Genomic DNA, 17,708 nt, shown 5'->3' with positions numbered 1-17,708 from the left:
AGATGAGTACAGAAGAATTTTTAATATTTGACAAATTCAAGAGTTATCTAACGGATCGATTCTTTTACAAAAATAAGTTCCTAGTCATTCTATTGTTAATTTTAACAGGTACTTTTTTAATTCTTGGGGCATGATTATTGATTTTAATTTTGAATCATGCTTACAATGAAATTTATATGGCAGCCAAACCAACATTTGCTTTTAATGCACACATTATTGGGTGTTGCTTTATGTGAATTGGTTTTCTTATTTGTTTGGTACCTTTGATTATGATTGCGCGTGCAAATACTTTAATTAGTTTTATTTTAAAAAAAGTGGTTAAAAATTATCTACGTAAGCAAAAGGCGGTTAAAAATCAAAAATATTTCGTTTTTTTCTTTAAACGTTTTTTAAAATATTACCGATGTCATCAAAAATATGACGCCAACCATTTTTATCATCTAATGTTAAAGGAAACACATGGCACTAATTAATCCTAATAAAATTAATTGATTTCCTGGTCATATGAAAAAGGCCACGGATGAAATTAAAAATAAAATTAAACAAATCGACTTTTTTATTCAAGTCCTGGATGCGCGGGCAATCAAAACTTCAGCAAATCCAGATTTACAATCATGAATCAATGGCAAGCCTTTAATTAATATTGTTTTAAAAAGTGATCTAGCAACCAAGGTTGTTGAACAAGAAAATTATTTAGTTGGGAGTTTAAAAAACAAACAATTTCGTGATACGATTATCAAACACCTATATAATATGTTTGCAACTAGTATGGAGAAATTAAAACGCAAAGGTCTTATTAATCCTGAATTTACTGGCATGGTTGTTGGTTTACCTAATATTGGCAAGTCATCATTAATTAATTTTTTAGCAAAGAAAAATCAATTAAAAACTGAAAATCGTCCCGGTGTGACAAAAACGCAGACCACAAAATCAATCAATCAACATTTTAAATTAATTGATACCCCTGGTATCTTTATTAAAAATATTGAAAACGAAAATGATGCTTACAAATTAATTATGATTAATTGTATAAGAAAAGAAGTTGTGGATTTAATGTACCCACTTAGTTATGTTTATGAATATTATGTAGAGCATCACTTGGAAGCATTACAAAATTTTTATAAACTAGATCAACAAATGGACTTTCACACTTTTGTTGATTACATTTGTGCCAAGTACCAATTTTATATGGCACAACAAGAATACGATTATACCCGAGCATACAATTTGCTATATGACCATTTTGCAAATCAAAAGATATGTAAGGTTAATTATGATATTCTTTAATTACAAGTGATGGAGGTAAAAATGAATTTAGTAATCGTCGAATCACCCAATAAGTGTAAATCAATTGAATCTTATCTTGGTGAAAATTATAAGGTAGTGGCCACTGGTGGTCATATCCGTGAATTATCAACTAAAGGTTTTGGATTTAATCTAGAAACACTAGAAATGCGTTGACAATTTATTGAAACACCAGGTAAGAGTAAAAAACAAACGAAACAAGAGATTGTTCAAGAAATTAAACGTTATGCGAATTTAGCAGACAATGTTTATCTAGCAACCGACCCGGACCGGGAAGGAGAAGCTATTAGCTGACATGTTTTTGATTTACTAGACAAGGACGCACAAAATAAATCGAAACGAATTACCTTTAATGAGGTAACTAAAAAAGCAATTATTAATGCGATTGAAAACAAATCAGAAATTGATATACATTTAGTTAATTCGCAATTCGCTCGTCAAATCATTGATCGTTTAGTAGGTTTTAAACTATCATCACTAACACGCTCAAAACTCAAGGCGCAATCAGCCGGACGTGTCCAATCGATTGCTTTGTTATTTGTTGTACAACGAGAATTAGAACGTCGTAATTTCGTTAAAGAAGATTGATTCGAAATCAAAACAATTTTAAAAAACAATCTAGAGCTAAATTTATTAAAAATTAAATATAATCTAACACTATATAAACGAGAAGACTCAAATGTCGTTCGTTTCATTAACAAACAAGATGCACAAAAAGTTTTTGATGATTTGTCAGATGTATTTACGATTATTGAATTATCAAAACCAAAGGTTAACAATGGGGAACGTTTATTAGCTTTAACGACTGACAAACTTTTACAATATGCTGCTAATAATTTAGGATGAACAGCATCTAAAATTACCAAAGTGGCACAAACAATGTTTGAAGGGTTAGAAATTAATCAAGAATTTCAAGCTTTAATTACTTATCCAAGAACGGATAGTGAACGTTTAAGTGATGAGTTTGTCGCCCAAGCACACACCTATATTAATGATCATTTTGGAACTGATGACATTAATACACAAGTAAATTATAAAACAGCTAAACAAACTCAAAATACACAAGATGCCCACGAGGCGATTCGTCCAGTTAATATTTTTGTTACACCTGAACAAATTAAAGATCATGTGCCAAGTGATGTTTACAAATTATATAACTTAATTTGAACGCGAACACTAGCTTCTTTAATGAATCCGCCATCATTTGTACGGCAAGAGATATTTTTTGATAATAATGGTCATACATTCCATTCGGCGATTCGTAGCATTAACACTTTAGGATATTGAAAATTAAACTTTTACACTCCAGCGCGTAACGAAATGCCAACGCAATTAATGAACCTAAAAGTTAATGATAAATTCACTAAAAAAGAAATGGAAATTATTAGTAAAGAAACATTACCTCCACCATACTATACTGAGGCATCATTGATTAATGCCTTAAAGAAGGCGGGTGTTGGTCGTCCTTCAACTTATGTTTCCATGGTTAATGTTGGTTTAAAACGCGGTTATGTTCAAAAAGATAAAAACAAATTAATTCCAACAGATTTAGGAATGTTAGTCATTGCGGAACTAACAAAAGCATTCCCAGAAGTCATCTCCATCTCGTTCACATCTAATATGGAAGAAACGTTAGATGAAATTGCGCTTGGTAAATTAGAGTGAAAAAAACCGCTCCATGAATTTATTCCAAAATTTGAAGAAAATGTTCAAAATGCATATAAAATAATAGATAAGGTTGAAGATGAAAAAACAGGCAAACAATGTCCTGTTTGCGAATCTGATTTAGTTATTAAAACTGCTAAAAAATATCGCAAGGATTTTATTGGATGTTCGAATTTCCCTACATGTAAATATATTGAACAAAAAAATGCACCAGAGATTATTGATGAAGAATGTCCAGAATGTCACAATAGTCCATTAGTTAAACGCGTTGCCCACCGAACAGGGAAACCGTTTATTGGTTGCAATAATTTCCCAAAATGTAAATACATCCGCAACTATGAAGTAAAAAAAGAAGAAAAATAAAGAGGTAGTATATGTTAAAAATGTTAAGTAAAGAAGATAATTTAGACGCTTTATTAGCGACTAGTCAAGAAAAACCGTTGTTATTAGTTTTCTCAGCAACATGATGTCCACCATGCCGTATGTTAGCTAAAGAAATTGAACGTTTAGATGAAATGCACGGTGATGAATATAACATCGTGAAGGTTGACGTTGATCAATTTAACAGCTTAGCTAGCCAATATGGTGTTTCATCAATTCCTTCTTCATTCTTTATAAAAAACAAGGAAATCGTTGAAAACAAAGTTGGTTTCATGGATATCAACACTTTATTAGTTAAATTAAACAAATTAAAATAGTTTAAGCACCATCATGTTTGCTTTTTTGCAGCGATTAATTTATAATATATAAGTTATAAATTTTGGAAGCATACTCAAGTGGTTAAGAGGGCACCCTGCTAAGGTGTTAGGTCGTTCTGCGGCGCGTGGGTTCGAATCCCACTGCTTCCGCCATTAAGATAAACAATAGATTTATAAAAAAACACCCTAAAACAAGGGTGTTTTTTGCTACCTAAAAAACTTTTATATGTGTTTTTTGAAATCGTGGTAATGATATAATAATTATATTGTCGGATAAGAGGTTATTATGGTTAGACGCAAATATATTATTAAAGCAAAAGTTGAAGATTTTATTAAATGTATTAGTTCATTAGTGAACCAAACATGTGACTTTTCTTCATCAATTAAAGTACACGCAAACAATATGAAGGCAGATGGTAAATCAATTATTAACATCATGGCTTTAGGGATTGTGGAAAATACTGCTGTGGAATTTGTAGCCAATGGTGATGATGAACACGAAGCACTACAAAAAATTCATGAAATTCTACAAAGATACGAAGTTATTTAGGGGGATTATAGATGAATCGTTATGTTAATGCGATGCGTTCTTTAGCGTTGCAATGTGTTAAGCATGCCAATCAAGGGCATATTGGTATGAGTATTTCAGCAGCCCCAATTATTTATACTCTGTATAAAACTTTTATAAATATTTCATCTACTGAACCTAAATGAATCAATCGTGATCGTTTAGTTTTATCAGCTGGTCATGGTAGTATGAGTTTATATCCTGCCCTGCACTTTGCTTCTTTAATTCCTATGGAAGCGATGAAACAGTTTCGCCAAGATAGTGAGCTAACTCCTGGGCATCCCGAAGTTTTAGCAAACAATTTTATTGACGCTAGCACTGGACCATTAGGTCAAGGTGTGGGTAATGCTGTGGGAATGGCTTTAGCTGAAACATATTTAAATGCGAAGTTTAGTAATTTAAAAGGTTTATTCAACCACTATACATATGTAGTTGTGGGCGATGGAGATTTACAAGAGGGCGTTTGTTATGAAGCGATGAGCTTAGCAGGACGTTTAAAATTAAATAAGCTAATTATGCTACACGATTCTAATGATTATCAATTAGATACACCTGTTTCAGCGGTTTTTAATGAAAATTTAGAATTACGTATGCAATCAATGGGTTGAAATTATTTAACTTGTGATAATAACCCAGAAAACATTGCTTTAATGGTGCAACAAGCACGAGCAAAAAGTAATGACAAACCAACATTTATTGAAGTTAAAACAGTTATTGGTGAAGGTTTAAGCACTCAAGCATCAGCTGATGCTCACGCAGCAAGTGTGAACGATGAGGAATTTGCTAAATTCAATAAACATTTTCATTTAAAATGAGATAACTTTAGTTTTGAACAAGAAATTTATGATCACTTTAATTTTAATATTGTAGTCCGTGGTGATTCAGCTTACATGCAATGACAAAACTTATTGCAACGTTATGAAATAAAGTTTCCCGAAGATGTTAAACAATTAAAAAAATATTTAGCAAATGATTTTGAAGAACTTGATCAATTATTAGATCTTTCTGCAATTACTGATCACAACCAAGCAACCCGTAATTACTTCAAAGCTTTTTTAAAACAATTAGAAGCGCAAAACTTTAATTCTTGTTTAATTTTAAGTGCCGATACTGGTAAATCAACTAATGTGCGCTACTTAGAATCAAATTTAAACGATAACCAAGTATTATCACCCTATGTGCAAATGGGGATTCGTGAGTTTGCGATGGGAACGATTATGAACGGGATTTTATATCACGGTGGTTTAAAAGCGATGACAGGAACCTTTTTAGCTTTTAGTGATTACATGAAACCAGCTATTCGTTTAGGATCAATAGCTGAGTTACCTGGACTTTATGTTTTTTCACACGATTCTTATGCAGTAGGAGCAGACGGCCCAACCCACCAACCTGTTGACCAATTAACAATGTTGCGAGCAATTCCTAATATTATGGTTTGACGGCCAGCTGATTTATATGAAACAAAATATGCTTTAGTAAATGCGTTGAAACAAAAAACTACTAATAGCGTTATGATTACTTCACGACAAAACTTAATGGCGATTAATGACCAACAACCAAGTGAAATGGCATACGGAGCATATGCCATCGAAAACGAATTTAGTTTTGAAAAAGATAATGACTTTACAATTATTGCCTCAGGGTCTGAAGTTAGTTTAGCGGCTTTAGCTGCTAAGGAATTGTTCACGAAACACCAGATTAAAGTGAAAGTGGTTTCGTGTTTAAACTTAAATACTTTTATCCAACAAGATAAAGATGTGATTCACAAACTTTTAATGAATAAAAACGGGTTATTAGCGATTGAAGCAAGTAATGATCCGACATATTATCGTTTAGGATATGGTTTTAAAAATTTCCAATTCATCCAATCATCTGGTTATGGACGGAGCATGGACGGTGCTGCATTAATGCTAGAAAAAGGTTTTAGTGTAGAACACGTTGTTGAGGAATTATTAAAATGAAAAGCTTAGTTTTTAATATCCAAGAACTATACGAGCTACAAGAAAAATTAGACAATACTATCGCCCAAAATAAAGATTTTGACCCGCAGACTGATTATAAAACTCAACGGATTTTAGCTTTATTAGTTGAAATTGGAGAACTAGCTAATGAAATTCAAATGTTTAAGTATTGAAAAACAAACAAACAAATTAATCGAGAAAAAATGTTAGATGAATTAGCTGATGTGTTGCATTTTGCTTGTGCTCACGCTTATAGATTACAGGCTTCAGCACAGATAATTGTGCAAGAAACAACTGATGATTTAAATCAACAATTTATTTCTTTATACGCAGCTGTGAGCACTTTGGCTCATGAATATCAGGCGACACAGACGCAAAAAGTACTAGAAATTATTTTTGGAATTTGTACTTCATTAGAATTAGATTGATCAGTTATTCGTCAAGCATATATTAAGAAAAACGAAATAAACTACAAGCGCGTAGCCAGTGGTTATTAAAATAAAAAAACACCTTACGGTGTTTTTTTATTCTTCATCTATACGTGCCATATCATTAACATATAGTTTTTGATTAGGATCTTTTAGGCGAATAATATACATTTTCATGGGTGTATGTACTTCATACAAACCAGCATTTGTTTCATAATCGATAATTTCTTGTAACTCAATGGTTTTTAGTTCTTCTTCATGAGCTGAAAGGATTTGAATTTTAGATTCTAAATAAAACTTGTTTTTAGAAGTAATTAAATATTGGTTAGCACCTAAGACTTCGCTGACAATGAAAATAAAGGATTGAGCGACAATTTCTTGTTTGTCGTGATACAACATCAAGTCGTGCCCAGGATTCCCGTTCATTCATGCTACATTAGCTAGACGGTTCATGGCTTTTTGTAAATCAACTTTTAGTTGATCTCAATCAATGTTAGTTTGTTTGATATAAGCTTGCATAGCTTTTTGGTATGTATGTACTATAGTGGCAATGTAATGCACTGATTTCATTCGTCCTTCGATTTTGAAAGAATGAATTTTTAAATCCATTAATTTTTGCAAATTGGTAATTTGAATCATATCTTGCGATGACATTGAAAAAGGTGATGGTGTTTGTTGTAAGCTATGGTTTTTAATTTCATAAGATCAACGGCATGAGTGTGCGCAACCACCAACGTTAGCATCACGTAAACTGAAATTATTACTCATCATGCACCGACCAGAATAAGCGATACAAACTGCCCCGTGAATAAATACTTCCACCTCAATCGCATTATTTAAGTTTTGCATTAACAAACTAATTTCATTAATTGTCATTTCCCGCGATAAAACAACTCGAGTGGCTTTATTTCGTTTAAAAAACAAGGCTGCTTTGGAATTAGTAATTGATTGTTGGGTACTAATATGGATTTCTGTTTGATCAGAATAATGTTTTTTTAAGTGGTCAATAATAAACGGATCAGCACTAATGCATCCATCGGGTGGATTCACCATAATTTCTTCCATGAAAGAAGCAAAATTCTTAGTTAGTGGCATGTGACATAAGACATTAGTTACTAAGTACACTTTCTTGTTACGTGCATGAGCATAATCAATTAATTCGTGGATTTGTTCGATTTCGAAATTACTTGCACGAGCTCTTAATGAATATGATTTAGCACCAACAAAAACAGCGTCTGCTCCATAATCTAAAGCAATCTTTGCTTTAAATAAATCGCCAGCAGGAGCGAGTAGTTCATAATTAAATTGTTTATTTTTCATCTTCGTTTTTTTCCATACTTAAAATATCTTTAATTATTCCATAAAAGTTGTGCGTAATGGTTTGGTTGTGCGAGATTTGTTTAATGCTTTCTCATGCTTGTTTTTTGAATTCATCATCATAAGTATTATTTAATAAATGATTAACAGCTTGTTGGTATCACATGAAAATTTCTAAACTTTGTTCGTCTGTATGTTGGTAATTATTAATTCACACTAAATTAACACCCGTACTTTGGATTTTATCTAAAATATCCACACAACAAATTTCGTAACCACTATACATGTGGGTTCCCGATTCATCTTGTTTTAAAATGTGCGGATAACGGCGTAATTGTTCTTGGATTTCTAAAAAAGCATCTTGATCAAAAGTGACGTTTTCATATTGTCTTGCATAAGCTGCGAAGTTAGAAACTAAATTTCAACGCGAATGCATTACAAATAATAAACCATTAATTTGAATCATTGTGCGAACATTTAAAGGGTTATCATGACAAATCATGCGCACTTCAGCTAATCACATTTCACGGGCTAAGAAAACACTTTGAATACCGTTTTCCACAAAAAAAGGAAACTGTTTAGAGCTAGTAACGGTTGTTTCAGAATTATACATTAGGTTCAATGATAACTGATCGCTAAGGTTAATCTCCGCCACAGCATAATCAGAAAACATGACACAATCAATGTCTAATGTTTTTAAAAAATGTAAATAATTGGTTAAATCAGTTAATTGGTTATCATAAAAAAAAGCATTAACTGCTACGATGATTTTTGTTGTTTTTCGTTGGTTAACAAGAGCAATCAACTCTTCGTTATTTAAATAAAAATTTTGGCGTATACTATAATCCTGTTGGCCAACGATTAAGTAATCAGCACCATGATTAATTAAATCATAAGCATTTTTTAAACTAGTGGGACTAACACATAATTTCATAAAAACTCTTTTCTTCTTTTAGATGTGTATTTTTGCTACATCACTATATATTATAGTAATATAATTATGATTAGTATCCTAGGAAAAGATTTAAGAAAGAAAAAAATATGAGTGTTAAACAAAACGAATATAAACAAATGACAATTGAAATTTTAAGTGCCAATGAGAATAATCATTTAGATGAAAAATTCATCGGTGATAATCACGTCTCTCTAGCCTTAAAATGAACATCAATCAAGCAAGCAGCTAGTTATGCTGTGGTCATGATTGACTATGAAGCTACAAGCGCTGTGGGCATGAGTTATGTGCATTGATATGCCTATAACATTAAAAACAATTATTTAGAAGCAAATGCTTCACAAACTGATACATCCCTTGTTCAAGGGCTACCAACTAGTTTTTATTTAGATAAAACAAATAATGGTGCCAACCGATACGTTGCGCCTTATCCACCTAATAAATCACACCGCTACGAAATCCGTGTTTACGCTTTAGCTAATGATATTGCAGAACAAATCGAAAACTTAAATATGGAACAATTTGACAAGTTAATTAACCAAGCTGGGATTATTGGTGTTGGTATGAATTATGTTGTTGCTCCACAATTAAAAAACCACAACAATCAAGCAACTATTGTAAGTCAAGATTACGCCACAACATTATTTAAAAATCAACCAATTCGTTTAATTCATGATGTGGAAATTGACCACTTATGATTAAATATTTTTACACCAGACATGGCAGACCGTCTATTAGAAAAAGTGCAATGTGCAATCAAGATAGAGGATGCTCATTTAAGTGGGACGCCAGCTTATGGAATTTTAATCACAAGTAATATTGGATTTACAAAAACTGGTTCTTCAACAATTCATTACGCACACATTGTGAATCAAAAAAATCAACAACACTTGAAATTTGTTAACTCATATCAAACAAATCCGCAATTATTAAATTTAGACGCATCGAAACGCCAAAAAGTCGGTCATGAATTTGCGATTATTGCAGATAATAATTATCTATTAACAAATGAAACTTATTTAAACATTAGCGTTTTTGGCTTAGACAGCGAAATTGAACAATTAAATAAAACAATGACCGATGCATCAGTCACAGGTTTTTTTGATGTGATGGCCGGACATGTAGTTTCGTATTTGAATAAATACATTAAAGTGAATAAAGTAAATGAGTAGTTTAGCTAAGCGCAGTCAATTAAACGCTGAATATTATCATGGGTATAAACTATATGCTAATATGAGCGGGGCCGCTAATGCGATTTTGTTAAGAGCGAATACACTTGGCAAAAAAATGCTTGATTATAGTGAATTAAAAATTGATCATTTTCAATCATCATTGTTTGACCCCTACCAACCTAGTGTGTACACACATGAAATAATGATATATGCCAACACATATAATGAACAATTAGATCAACAAACCAAAAAATTGCTACAACAATTAGAATGCTTGCACCAACCCTACGATATCAACCCGATTTTTAGCGAGCAAAAATTATTTGATGAAACCCAAAAAATCGAAGGGGAATGATTACAATTTAGTAATCAATATATCTTAATTGAACATGTAGATAATTTAGAAAAAAAAGAGCTGGTGCCTATTAAAGATTTAAAGGTCCAAGTTAGTAAGAAAAATTGATTAGAAATTTTAGTTTATGTTTTAATTAGTATAGTAATTGTTATTAGTATTATTCTAATGATTGTTTTATACAAACAGATCTAGAATAAAGAAGGAGTTTAAATGTCTACAATTAAAATTGCCATTGACGGCCCGAGTGGTTCAGGTAAATCATCAGCAGCCAAGTTATTAGCTGCTAAATTAAATTTCGTGTACATTAATACAGGTAATATGTATCGGACATATGCTTATGTCTTAAACGAACACGACTTATTATCAAAAATTAAACCGACAATGACAGCGTCTGAAGAACAACAAATCACTGATTTTTTAGATCTGCAAAAAATTGTGTTTGATGGTGATGATGTGCATTACAATGACCAAGATATTAGTGAAATTGTTCGCAAGAACAAAGTTGCTAATTTAGCTAGTAAAGTTGCTCAGAATGTTTGTATTCGTAATTATGCGACGAACAAACAACGTCTATTAGCTGATATGAACAATACGGTTATGGATGGACGAGATATTGGAACAGTGGTTTTGACTAACGCCGATTTAAAAATTTATTTAAATACAAAAATTGAAACACGTGCGCAACGACGCCTTGAACAAAATAAAGGTATTGATAATCAAGACTATCAAACAATTTATGATGAAATCAAGAAACGCGACGAACTTGATATGACACGTGCGCTAGCTCCTTTAAAAAAAGCAGATGATGCGTTAGAAATTTACAACGATGGTATGAACGTTGAACAATGTGTTGACTATTTATTAACAGTTGTAGAAAAACACATCCCTTGTTTAAAAAAATAATTTATAAAGAAAAAAACAAGCTATGGCTTGTTTTTTGTTGTCTTATTTATATACATTTAGTTGCTGTGTAAAATAATTGCTGGTTCACATTCCATACGGTATGGTTCATGTGTAGTTTTGTGACCGTTGAAAATGACATCCATGGCCACGATGGTGTATTGCTTATTCAGATCATAAACTATATCGTCAAAAACAAAATCGATTTGTCCGAAACGTTTAACAGGTTTTGGTTGTGAAAAATATTCTTGATTATTTTCATCGCGAATGACTAAGATAACATCAACAGGGGCTGAAAGTTTTAAATCAGCTTGTGTTTTCTTAATGAAAAGATCGATTGAACCATCGTAAAAATTATTGATTTCTATCGGTACTAGTAACTGATTAGAGGCATTTTTAGTAAACTTAATTGCAGGGTTTTTAATGTACTCATTAGCATGAACTTTTTGGTTATCAAGCATGATGAAAGAATCATTATGGGTAGTTTGTAAATTAGCTATTTTATATTCGATGGTGTGTTTTTGATCATTTAGTGTCAGGTTTAAAGTTAAAACAATCGATCCTTCAATATTATTGGCAGCTGTTAGTTTTTGATCAATGATTTTTATGGACGGGTTGTGAAAATCAATTAATAAATTATTGTTTGTGAACTTAGAAGGCAGGATATTTGTTTGACGTAGATGGACATATTGATTAATATCACGATCATAGATCAATAGCTGATCAGCATCACTGATGGGCTGATCTACTGTGGTCGGGATGACATTGATATCATACCCTTGATTATTGATTAGATAAACTTTTTCATCTTCAACTGTTAATTGACCAGCATTGTGTGTCGTTTTCACAAAACCTAGATAACTAAGCTTTAAATTTGTGACCTCATCAATTACTTCTTTAGGGAATTCAAAATCAATTAAAAGATATTTGCGATCATTTCTGGTTTTGATTTTATCTGAAGTGATATGGGTTAAAATACTTGCTTGGCGCTTGTTAGTGTAAAGTCGAATGTATGGATTGTGTTCCAAAAGAGCTAGTTCAGTTGGTGTTAACCAAATTAAAAACTGTTTAACTAAACGTTCTTTTTTGGTGATGGTTTGATCTTTTTTAATTAAGAGAGTATAAATTGTGCCACTTAAATTTTTTTCAAATTCAACACTGGAAACTTCCTCTTTATGATCGGGATTAGTTTGTTTCGGATCGATTGTTATTTCATTATCTTTATTATTTGGCTTGTCTAATTCTTTCTTCTCATTTTTACAAGAAACTGCGACGGCAGATGTTAGAGTAGCTAAGACAACTAGACTAGAAAGTGAAAATCAAAGTTTTTTATTTTTCATGATTTTATACCTCATTAATGGTGGTGACCGTTATGGTCGTGAATGTGTAATCTTTTTTTAATTTGGGTTGGTCGATCAAAATCATAGGTACTATAGTCACTATAATCGTATTGATTATTATTATAAGGGTTAGTATCTTCTTGATACGGAATGATTTGCGTATCTGGATCGATTTTAATCGGCGTGTGCAATGGTCAAACAACAAATTTTTCTAATAGCACACCATGCTCAGCAACGCTGGGTATAGAAATTAAAAAAGCAACATATTTAATATGGTAATTTTTGCTTCTTCCTAAACTAGCATTTCTTTTGTTAGGACGAAAAACTAAATCGTAAGAGTTAGTGGTATTTTTTGTTAATAGATTTGAAACATATTGATCATTATTATCATTGACAATCACAAATAAAAAGTGTTTAATAAAACCAATATCAGGATCAATTGATTTAAGTTCTCTAAGGATTGTTGATTCATTATCAGCTAAAGTAAACTGAACGTTATTAAGGATTTTGTAATCCTGATTGGCGTGCAATTTAGTATCATTGTTAATGCTTAAGTATTTATCAGCATAGGAATTAGCCTTAATTAACCGCCCATTGGAATTACTCAAACCAACATAAACAGGTTTTTCATCATTATTGCCAATCGGATCAATCGGAGTAATGGGTACATACTGATCATGCGTCTTATTTGTTTTATTAATTTGGGTCAAACACACAGGCAAACAAACAATTAAACCAAGAGCGGTAATACTTGCGAGCGTTGCGCTTAAAATGACATATTTCTTTTTCATAAGCTACCTCATTTTTTAAAAATTATATTCTTTTTTAATAAGCATTAATGAAAAAAGGCACTGTAGCTACCGCTCTTTATATAAATATAAGAAAATCAAAAATTGGCAAAAATTATTTTTTATGTTATAATTTTACTTGCAATGTGCCCAAGAAAATAACTGTCAGATGACTTAATTTGTTATTCAGGTGCAAAACGCTGTGCATATTGCAAATAAATATTAAAAGAGGTATATTATGTCAGATATTCGACGCAATATCGCTTTAAAGCAATCCCAAGTCGACCAAATGGCAGAAGTATTCAAAAACGCTAAATCATTTATCGTTTTCGAATATAAAGGACTAAACGCCGCTAGTACACTCGCATTAAGAAATACTTTACATGCATCAAATGCACGATTATATGTTTTAAAAAACAATATTACAAGACGTGCTTTTGAAAAAGCTGGTGTCGTTGGATTTGAAGGTTTAATTCAAGGTCCAAATGCTATCGCTGTAGCGACAGAAGATGAAATTGCTGCGATTAAAGCAGTTCATGAAGTTTCTAAAGAATTTAACTTCATCAAAATTAAAGGTGCATATGTGGAAAATACTTACGCTGAACCAAGCAAAGTATCAGCTCTTGCATCAATTCCAGGTCGAGAAGGCCTTTACTCAATGTTACTATCAGTTTTAACTGCTCCATTAAGAAATGTTCTTTATGGAATTAAAGCTGTAGCTGAACAAAAAGAAAATAATTAAGAGGTATTTTTACTTATGGCAAAATTAACAAACGCACAATTTATTGAAGCGATTAAAGAAATGTCAATGCTTGAACTTAATGAATTAGTTAAAGCTATTGAAGAAGAATTTGGTGTAACAGCTGCTGCTCCAGTAGCTGTTGCAGCTGGACCAGCTGAAGAAGCTCCAACTGAAGTTACTATTAAATTAGCTGAAACAGGAGCAAACAAAGTAGCTGTAATTAAATTAGTTCGTGAAATTACAGGTCTTGGTTTAATGGAAGCAAAACAAGTTGCTGAAACTGTAGGTTCTGTAATTAAAGAAGACGTTAAAGTTGAAGAAGCAAACGAATTAAAGAAAAAATTCGAAGAAATCGGCGCAAAAGTTACTTTAGCGTAAAACTCATAAACGAGATTAAAGATCTTCTACCAAGAAGATCTTTTTTTATATTTATAACATTATAAGTTATAATAATAGATTGTATAAGATTAGAATAGGTGATTATTATGGCAAATATTATTCATGCAAAAGATTTGCGTGCAGGACATACATTTTTTTACAAAGACAACATTTACCAAGTTATAGAAAATTCATTCAATAAAACGGCAATGCGTGAAGGTATTGTAAAGTGTAAAGTGAAGAATTTACGAACGGGAGCAATTACTGTAGAAGTTCTTACAGGATTAAAAGTAGAACAAGCATTAGTCGAAAAAGTTAAAATGACATTCAGTTATGATGATGGAGCAAACTACGTATTTATGAACAATGAAACGTTTGATCAATTTGCAATTCCACACCAACAATTAGAATGAGAAAAAAACTTTATTGAAGAAGGTACAGAAGTTATGATCATGCGTTATGAGGATGAATTATTAGGTGCCTCATTAGCAGACCAAATTGTCGTAACCATTGTTGAAGCTGAAGAAGCTGTTCAAGGGAACTCTGTATCTAATGCTACAAAACGTGCTTGATTAGCATCAGGTTTCGATTTCCAAGTACCTCAATTTATTAAATCAAATGAAAAGGTTATTATTAATACAGCCAACGGGCAATATGTTTCACGTGCGAAACAAGAATAAGGTTTGTTATGAAACAAGTATTATCTCAACGTCAAAAAAGAATTAAATTATTTCAATTTATATATAGTTACATTATGTATAAAGTAGACCACCAAACAGCACTTGATCGTGCAGCCCAAATGTTTAGTGAAGGGTTGGATTGATTACCTGCTGCTGAATATTATTTAGAAAATAATGAAGCTTTGGTGAAACAAATTCAACCGCATTTAAAAGACGGTTGAGTTTGAGAAAGATTGCCTTATGCTGAACAAGCATTAATGTTAGCAATCTTATCTGAATCAAAAACGTTAAAGACTCCTAAATCAGTGATCATTAACGAAGCGGTCGAAATTATTAAAGATTTCTGTGACTTAAAATCATATAAATATATCAATTCAGTTTTAGATGCTATTTTAGAATAAGATGCACCAATACCTTGTTAAAAAAATTGACAAACAAAAAAACGTTATTTTTCATGAAGATGATATCTTTAAAATTACAAAGGTTCATCGGATTAAATTATATGAAGAAGTTTGCGTACTTTATAACCAAGAAAAGTTTATAGCTAAAATAACCAATCTTAAACCGTTAACGGCCGAGGTAGTTGGTTTATGAACAAACATCCAACGGCAATATGATTTAGATGTTTTCTTGGGTAGTTTAAAAGCCAAACCATTTGAGGATGCTATTAATAAGCTAACTCAATTAAATGTCCGAACTTGTGCACAATTAATATTGCAACGCTCATATGATTGTGAACAAATTAAAACGGAACGGATTCACAAAATTATTGAAACAGCGACTAACCAAGCGAAACGCAATGACTTAATGACATTTCAAGCTAATGTTCGTTTTCAAGATTTATGTGAACAGATTAATATGTATGATGCAGTTTTTGTAGCTTATGAAAATAATGCACCAACATATATTTATGATTTACAAACCAATTGAACAAAACTAGAAAAAATAGCTGTGGTGATTGGTGGTGAGGGTGGTTTTAGTGATACTGAAATTACTCAACTACAAACATATAAGAATGTTTTTTGTATAAAACTTTCGCCCACTATTTTGCGTGCAGAAACAGCCGCTGTTTATTTATGCAGTGTTTTAGATCAATATTTAAATTTCCAAAGGAGATCACATGAAACAAAGACTAATTAATTATTTAATTGTTTTAGCTGGTATTCTAGCTGTGATTACAATTGCTGTTGGTTTTGGTATTTTCATGCATACCAATAATAACGCTTTAGCTGAACATCCTAACTTTGCTAATAAATTAAATGCTGCAGAGTGAAAATGAATTTCAACATTTTATGTACGTGACGCAATGTATACAGAATCCTTTGCTAAAATATCAAATTCGCAAAAAGATATTATTTTACAACCAGAAGGTAACATCTTTTTATCTTTAAAATCATTTAGCAAGAGTGCAATCGCTACACAAGTTGTTCCGGTGTTTACCACACTAATTGGCTTAGGTGCAATTTTATTGTATTTCTATTTAAATAAACGCGAACGAGCTAAGATTAAAGAAAACATTAATTTAAAATGAGTTCGTCATAGTTCTTTAACAACTTCAATTTGCATGGCCGTCGTTTTATTAATAACTGTATTTTTAAGTTATTTAATTGTAGGTTTAGATTTTGTTGATTCTAATTATTACAATTTACAAAAGAATGACGAAAAAATTACTTTATTAATTCAAATGCTTACAAATAAGAAGAATGCATATATTGCCGTGTTCGTTATTGTGATTCTATTAGCTACGACAGTTGTTGGTTTTAATAACTTTGTTTCTTTTAGAATTACATACCAAATTACAGCGTATGCAACAAAACACAAATTCGATGCAGATCGATTAGATCCCCGAACTGAATATTTTGATGTAGTGGAATCAAGTCAAGATGCTTATATGAAATTTGTCATTAATCAAAAGAACGAATTAACTAAAGATCAGTTTGAACGTATTAATAAACGTGAAGACGAATTAATAGCCGAATTGAAAACAGACTTTGCCTTGATGCCGATTGATCAAAAAATCCAAAACCGGCAAAAGGCGACAACAGAAATTTTTAGTGAACCACATGTTTTAATAGAAGAAGCATCTCCAACATCATTGGATGATGAAAAGAAACCCACACAAGGGTCTTCAGGCAATTTTTAATAAAAACGCAGAAATGCGTTTTTTTCTTGCTTTTTTTATAATTTTGGAATATACTTATATCAGTGCCACAAATTGAGAAAATTTGTCAAACTTCTGAAAAAATAAAAAATAAAAAAAATTCAAAAATAACTTGACATTTTTTTTCATATGCACTATAATAATATGGTGTGTTTAACAAAAACACATTGTAATGATCTTTGAAAACTAAATAGAATCCGTCAATTTTTAAGAGTTTGATCCTGGCTCAGGATTAACGCTGGCGGCATGCCTAATACATGCAAATCGAACGAGGTTAGTTTACTAACCTAGTGGTGAA

20 protein-coding genes, 1 tRNA gene and 1 rRNA gene are annotated in these 17,708 nt (G+C 31.7%); 18 read left to right on the top strand and 4 right to left on the bottom strand.

Annotated elements, in window-relative coordinates; translation table 4 throughout:
• The first annotated feature begins 2 nt into the window (after nt 1-2).
• From OF376_RS02920 to OF376_RS02885, 8 genes are all read left to right on the top strand, one after another.
• Nucleotides 3-473 carry a hypothetical protein gene (locus OF376_RS02920; RefSeq protein ID WP_263822026.1) on the top strand — a complete coding sequence of 157 codons (471 nt, stop codon included), beginning with the start codon at nt 3-5 and terminating at the stop codon, nt 471-473.
• Entirely contained in the window at nt 460-1,287 is an 828-nt protein-coding gene (ylqF, locus tag OF376_RS02915; RefSeq protein WP_263822025.1) for a ribosome biogenesis GTPase YlqF, read from the top strand. Before OF376_RS02920 ends, ylqF begins: the two co-directional genes overlap by 14 nt.
• A gap of 21 nt (nt 1,288-1,308) precedes the next feature.
• Nucleotides 1,309-3,333: a type I DNA topoisomerase gene (gene topA, locus OF376_RS02910; protein ID WP_263822024.1), complete on the top strand. Its 2,025-nt coding sequence runs from the start codon at nt 1,309-1,311 to the stop codon at nt 3,331-3,333.
• Between the two features lie 11 nt (nt 3,334-3,344).
• Nucleotides 3,345-3,668, top strand: a complete 324-nt coding sequence (locus tag OF376_RS02905) for a thioredoxin family protein (protein WP_263822023.1) — start codon at nt 3,345-3,347, stop codon at nt 3,666-3,668.
• A 64-nt stretch (nt 3,669-3,732) separates the two neighbouring features.
• Nucleotides 3,733-3,821, top strand: a tRNA-Ser gene (locus OF376_RS02900).
• 133 nt (nt 3,822-3,954) lie between these two features.
• Entirely contained in the window at nt 3,955-4,218 is a 264-nt protein-coding gene (locus tag OF376_RS02895) for an HPr family phosphocarrier protein (protein WP_263822022.1), read from the top strand.
• 11 nt (nt 4,219-4,229) lie between these two features.
• Entirely contained in the window at nt 4,230-6,206 is a 1,977-nt protein-coding gene (locus OF376_RS02890; protein WP_263822021.1) for a transketolase, read from the top strand.
• Nucleotides 6,194-6,694 carry a dUTP diphosphatase gene (locus tag OF376_RS02885; protein WP_263822020.1) on the top strand — a complete coding sequence of 167 codons (501 nt, stop codon included), beginning with the start codon at nt 6,194-6,196 and terminating at the stop codon, nt 6,692-6,694. The genes OF376_RS02890 and OF376_RS02885 overlap by 13 nt, the downstream gene beginning before the upstream one ends.
• A gap of 27 nt (nt 6,695-6,721) precedes the next feature.
• Here OF376_RS02885 and OF376_RS02880 read toward each other — a convergent pair whose 3' ends face one another.
• Nucleotides 6,722-7,945 (bottom strand): peptidase U32 family protein, encoded by a 1,224-nt coding sequence (locus OF376_RS02880; RefSeq protein WP_263822019.1) that lies wholly within the window; start codon nt 7,943-7,945, stop codon nt 6,722-6,724.
• On the bottom strand, nt 7,935-8,876 hold the full coding sequence (locus tag OF376_RS02875) for a peptidase U32 family protein (RefSeq protein ID WP_263822018.1): 942 nt from the start codon (nt 8,874-8,876) through the stop codon (nt 7,935-7,937). The genes OF376_RS02880 and OF376_RS02875 overlap by 11 nt, the downstream gene beginning before the upstream one ends.
• A gap of 107 nt (nt 8,877-8,983) precedes the next feature.
• On the opposite strand from OF376_RS02875, the gene OF376_RS02870 reads away from it, so the two are divergent.
• From OF376_RS02870 to cmk, 3 genes are read left to right on the top strand one after another with little or no spacing between them, the layout of a single operon-like run.
• Nucleotides 8,984-10,066, top strand: coding sequence for a YbhB/YbcL family Raf kinase inhibitor-like protein (locus tag OF376_RS02870; RefSeq protein WP_263822017.1), 1,083 nt, complete (start codon nt 8,984-8,986; stop codon nt 10,064-10,066).
• A complete protein-coding gene (locus tag OF376_RS02865; protein ID WP_263822016.1) occupies nt 10,059-10,613 on the top strand; it encodes a hypothetical protein in 555 nt (184 codons plus the stop codon). The genes OF376_RS02870 and OF376_RS02865 overlap by 8 nt, the downstream gene beginning before the upstream one ends.
• A gap of 18 nt (nt 10,614-10,631) precedes the next feature.
• Entirely contained in the window at nt 10,632-11,324 is a 693-nt protein-coding gene (cmk, locus tag OF376_RS02860) for a (d)CMP kinase (RefSeq protein WP_263822015.1), read from the top strand.
• A 56-nt stretch (nt 11,325-11,380) separates the two neighbouring features.
• Here the strand turns inward: cmk and OF376_RS02855 are convergent, their stop codons facing one another.
• On the bottom strand, nt 11,381-12,661 hold the full coding sequence (locus tag OF376_RS02855) for a lipoprotein 17-related variable surface protein (protein WP_263822014.1): 1,281 nt from the start codon (nt 12,659-12,661) through the stop codon (nt 11,381-11,383).
• A gap of 14 nt (nt 12,662-12,675) precedes the next feature.
• Nucleotides 12,676-13,452: a hypothetical protein gene (locus OF376_RS02850; RefSeq protein WP_263822013.1), complete on the bottom strand. Its 777-nt coding sequence runs from the start codon at nt 13,450-13,452 to the stop codon at nt 12,676-12,678.
• Between the two features lie 235 nt (nt 13,453-13,687).
• On the opposite strand from OF376_RS02850, the gene rplJ reads away from it, so the two are divergent.
• The 7 genes from rplJ to OF376_RS02815 form a co-directional block, all read left to right on the top strand.
• A complete protein-coding gene (gene rplJ / locus OF376_RS02845; protein ID WP_263822012.1) occupies nt 13,688-14,191 on the top strand; it encodes a 50S ribosomal protein L10 in 504 nt (167 codons plus the stop codon).
• Nucleotides 14,192-14,206: 15 nt separating this feature from the next.
• A complete protein-coding gene (rplL, locus tag OF376_RS02840; protein ID WP_263818096.1) occupies nt 14,207-14,569 on the top strand; it encodes a 50S ribosomal protein L7/L12 in 363 nt (120 codons plus the stop codon).
• Between the two features lie 107 nt (nt 14,570-14,676).
• Complete coding sequence (efp, locus tag OF376_RS02835; RefSeq protein WP_263822011.1) at nt 14,677-15,249, top strand: elongation factor P; 573 nt, start codon at nt 14,677-14,679, stop codon at nt 15,247-15,249.
• Between the two features lie 8 nt (nt 15,250-15,257).
• A complete protein-coding gene (locus tag OF376_RS02830) occupies nt 15,258-15,650 on the top strand; it encodes a transcription antitermination protein NusB (protein WP_263822010.1) in 393 nt (130 codons plus the stop codon).
• A gap of 1 nt (nt 15,651) precedes the next feature.
• Complete coding sequence (locus OF376_RS02825) at nt 15,652-16,389, top strand: RsmE family RNA methyltransferase (protein WP_263822009.1); 738 nt, start codon at nt 15,652-15,654, stop codon at nt 16,387-16,389.
• Nucleotides 16,370-17,392, top strand: a complete 1,023-nt coding sequence (locus OF376_RS02820) for a hypothetical protein (protein WP_263822008.1) — start codon at nt 16,370-16,372, stop codon at nt 17,390-17,392. The genes OF376_RS02825 and OF376_RS02820 overlap by 20 nt, the downstream gene beginning before the upstream one ends.
• 221 nt (nt 17,393-17,613) lie before the next feature.
• Nucleotides 17,614-17,708 (top strand): 16S ribosomal RNA (locus OF376_RS02815); the annotation flags it as partial.

The sequence above is a fragment of the Ureaplasma miroungigenitalium genome, from assembly GCF_025780085.1.
Classification (GTDB): Bacteria; Bacillota_I; Bacilli_A; order Mycoplasmatales; family Mycoplasmoidaceae; genus Ureaplasma; species Ureaplasma miroungigenitalium.
Note: the sequence above shows the minus strand (reverse complement) of the source record. Positions and strands in the feature narration are given on the sequence as shown.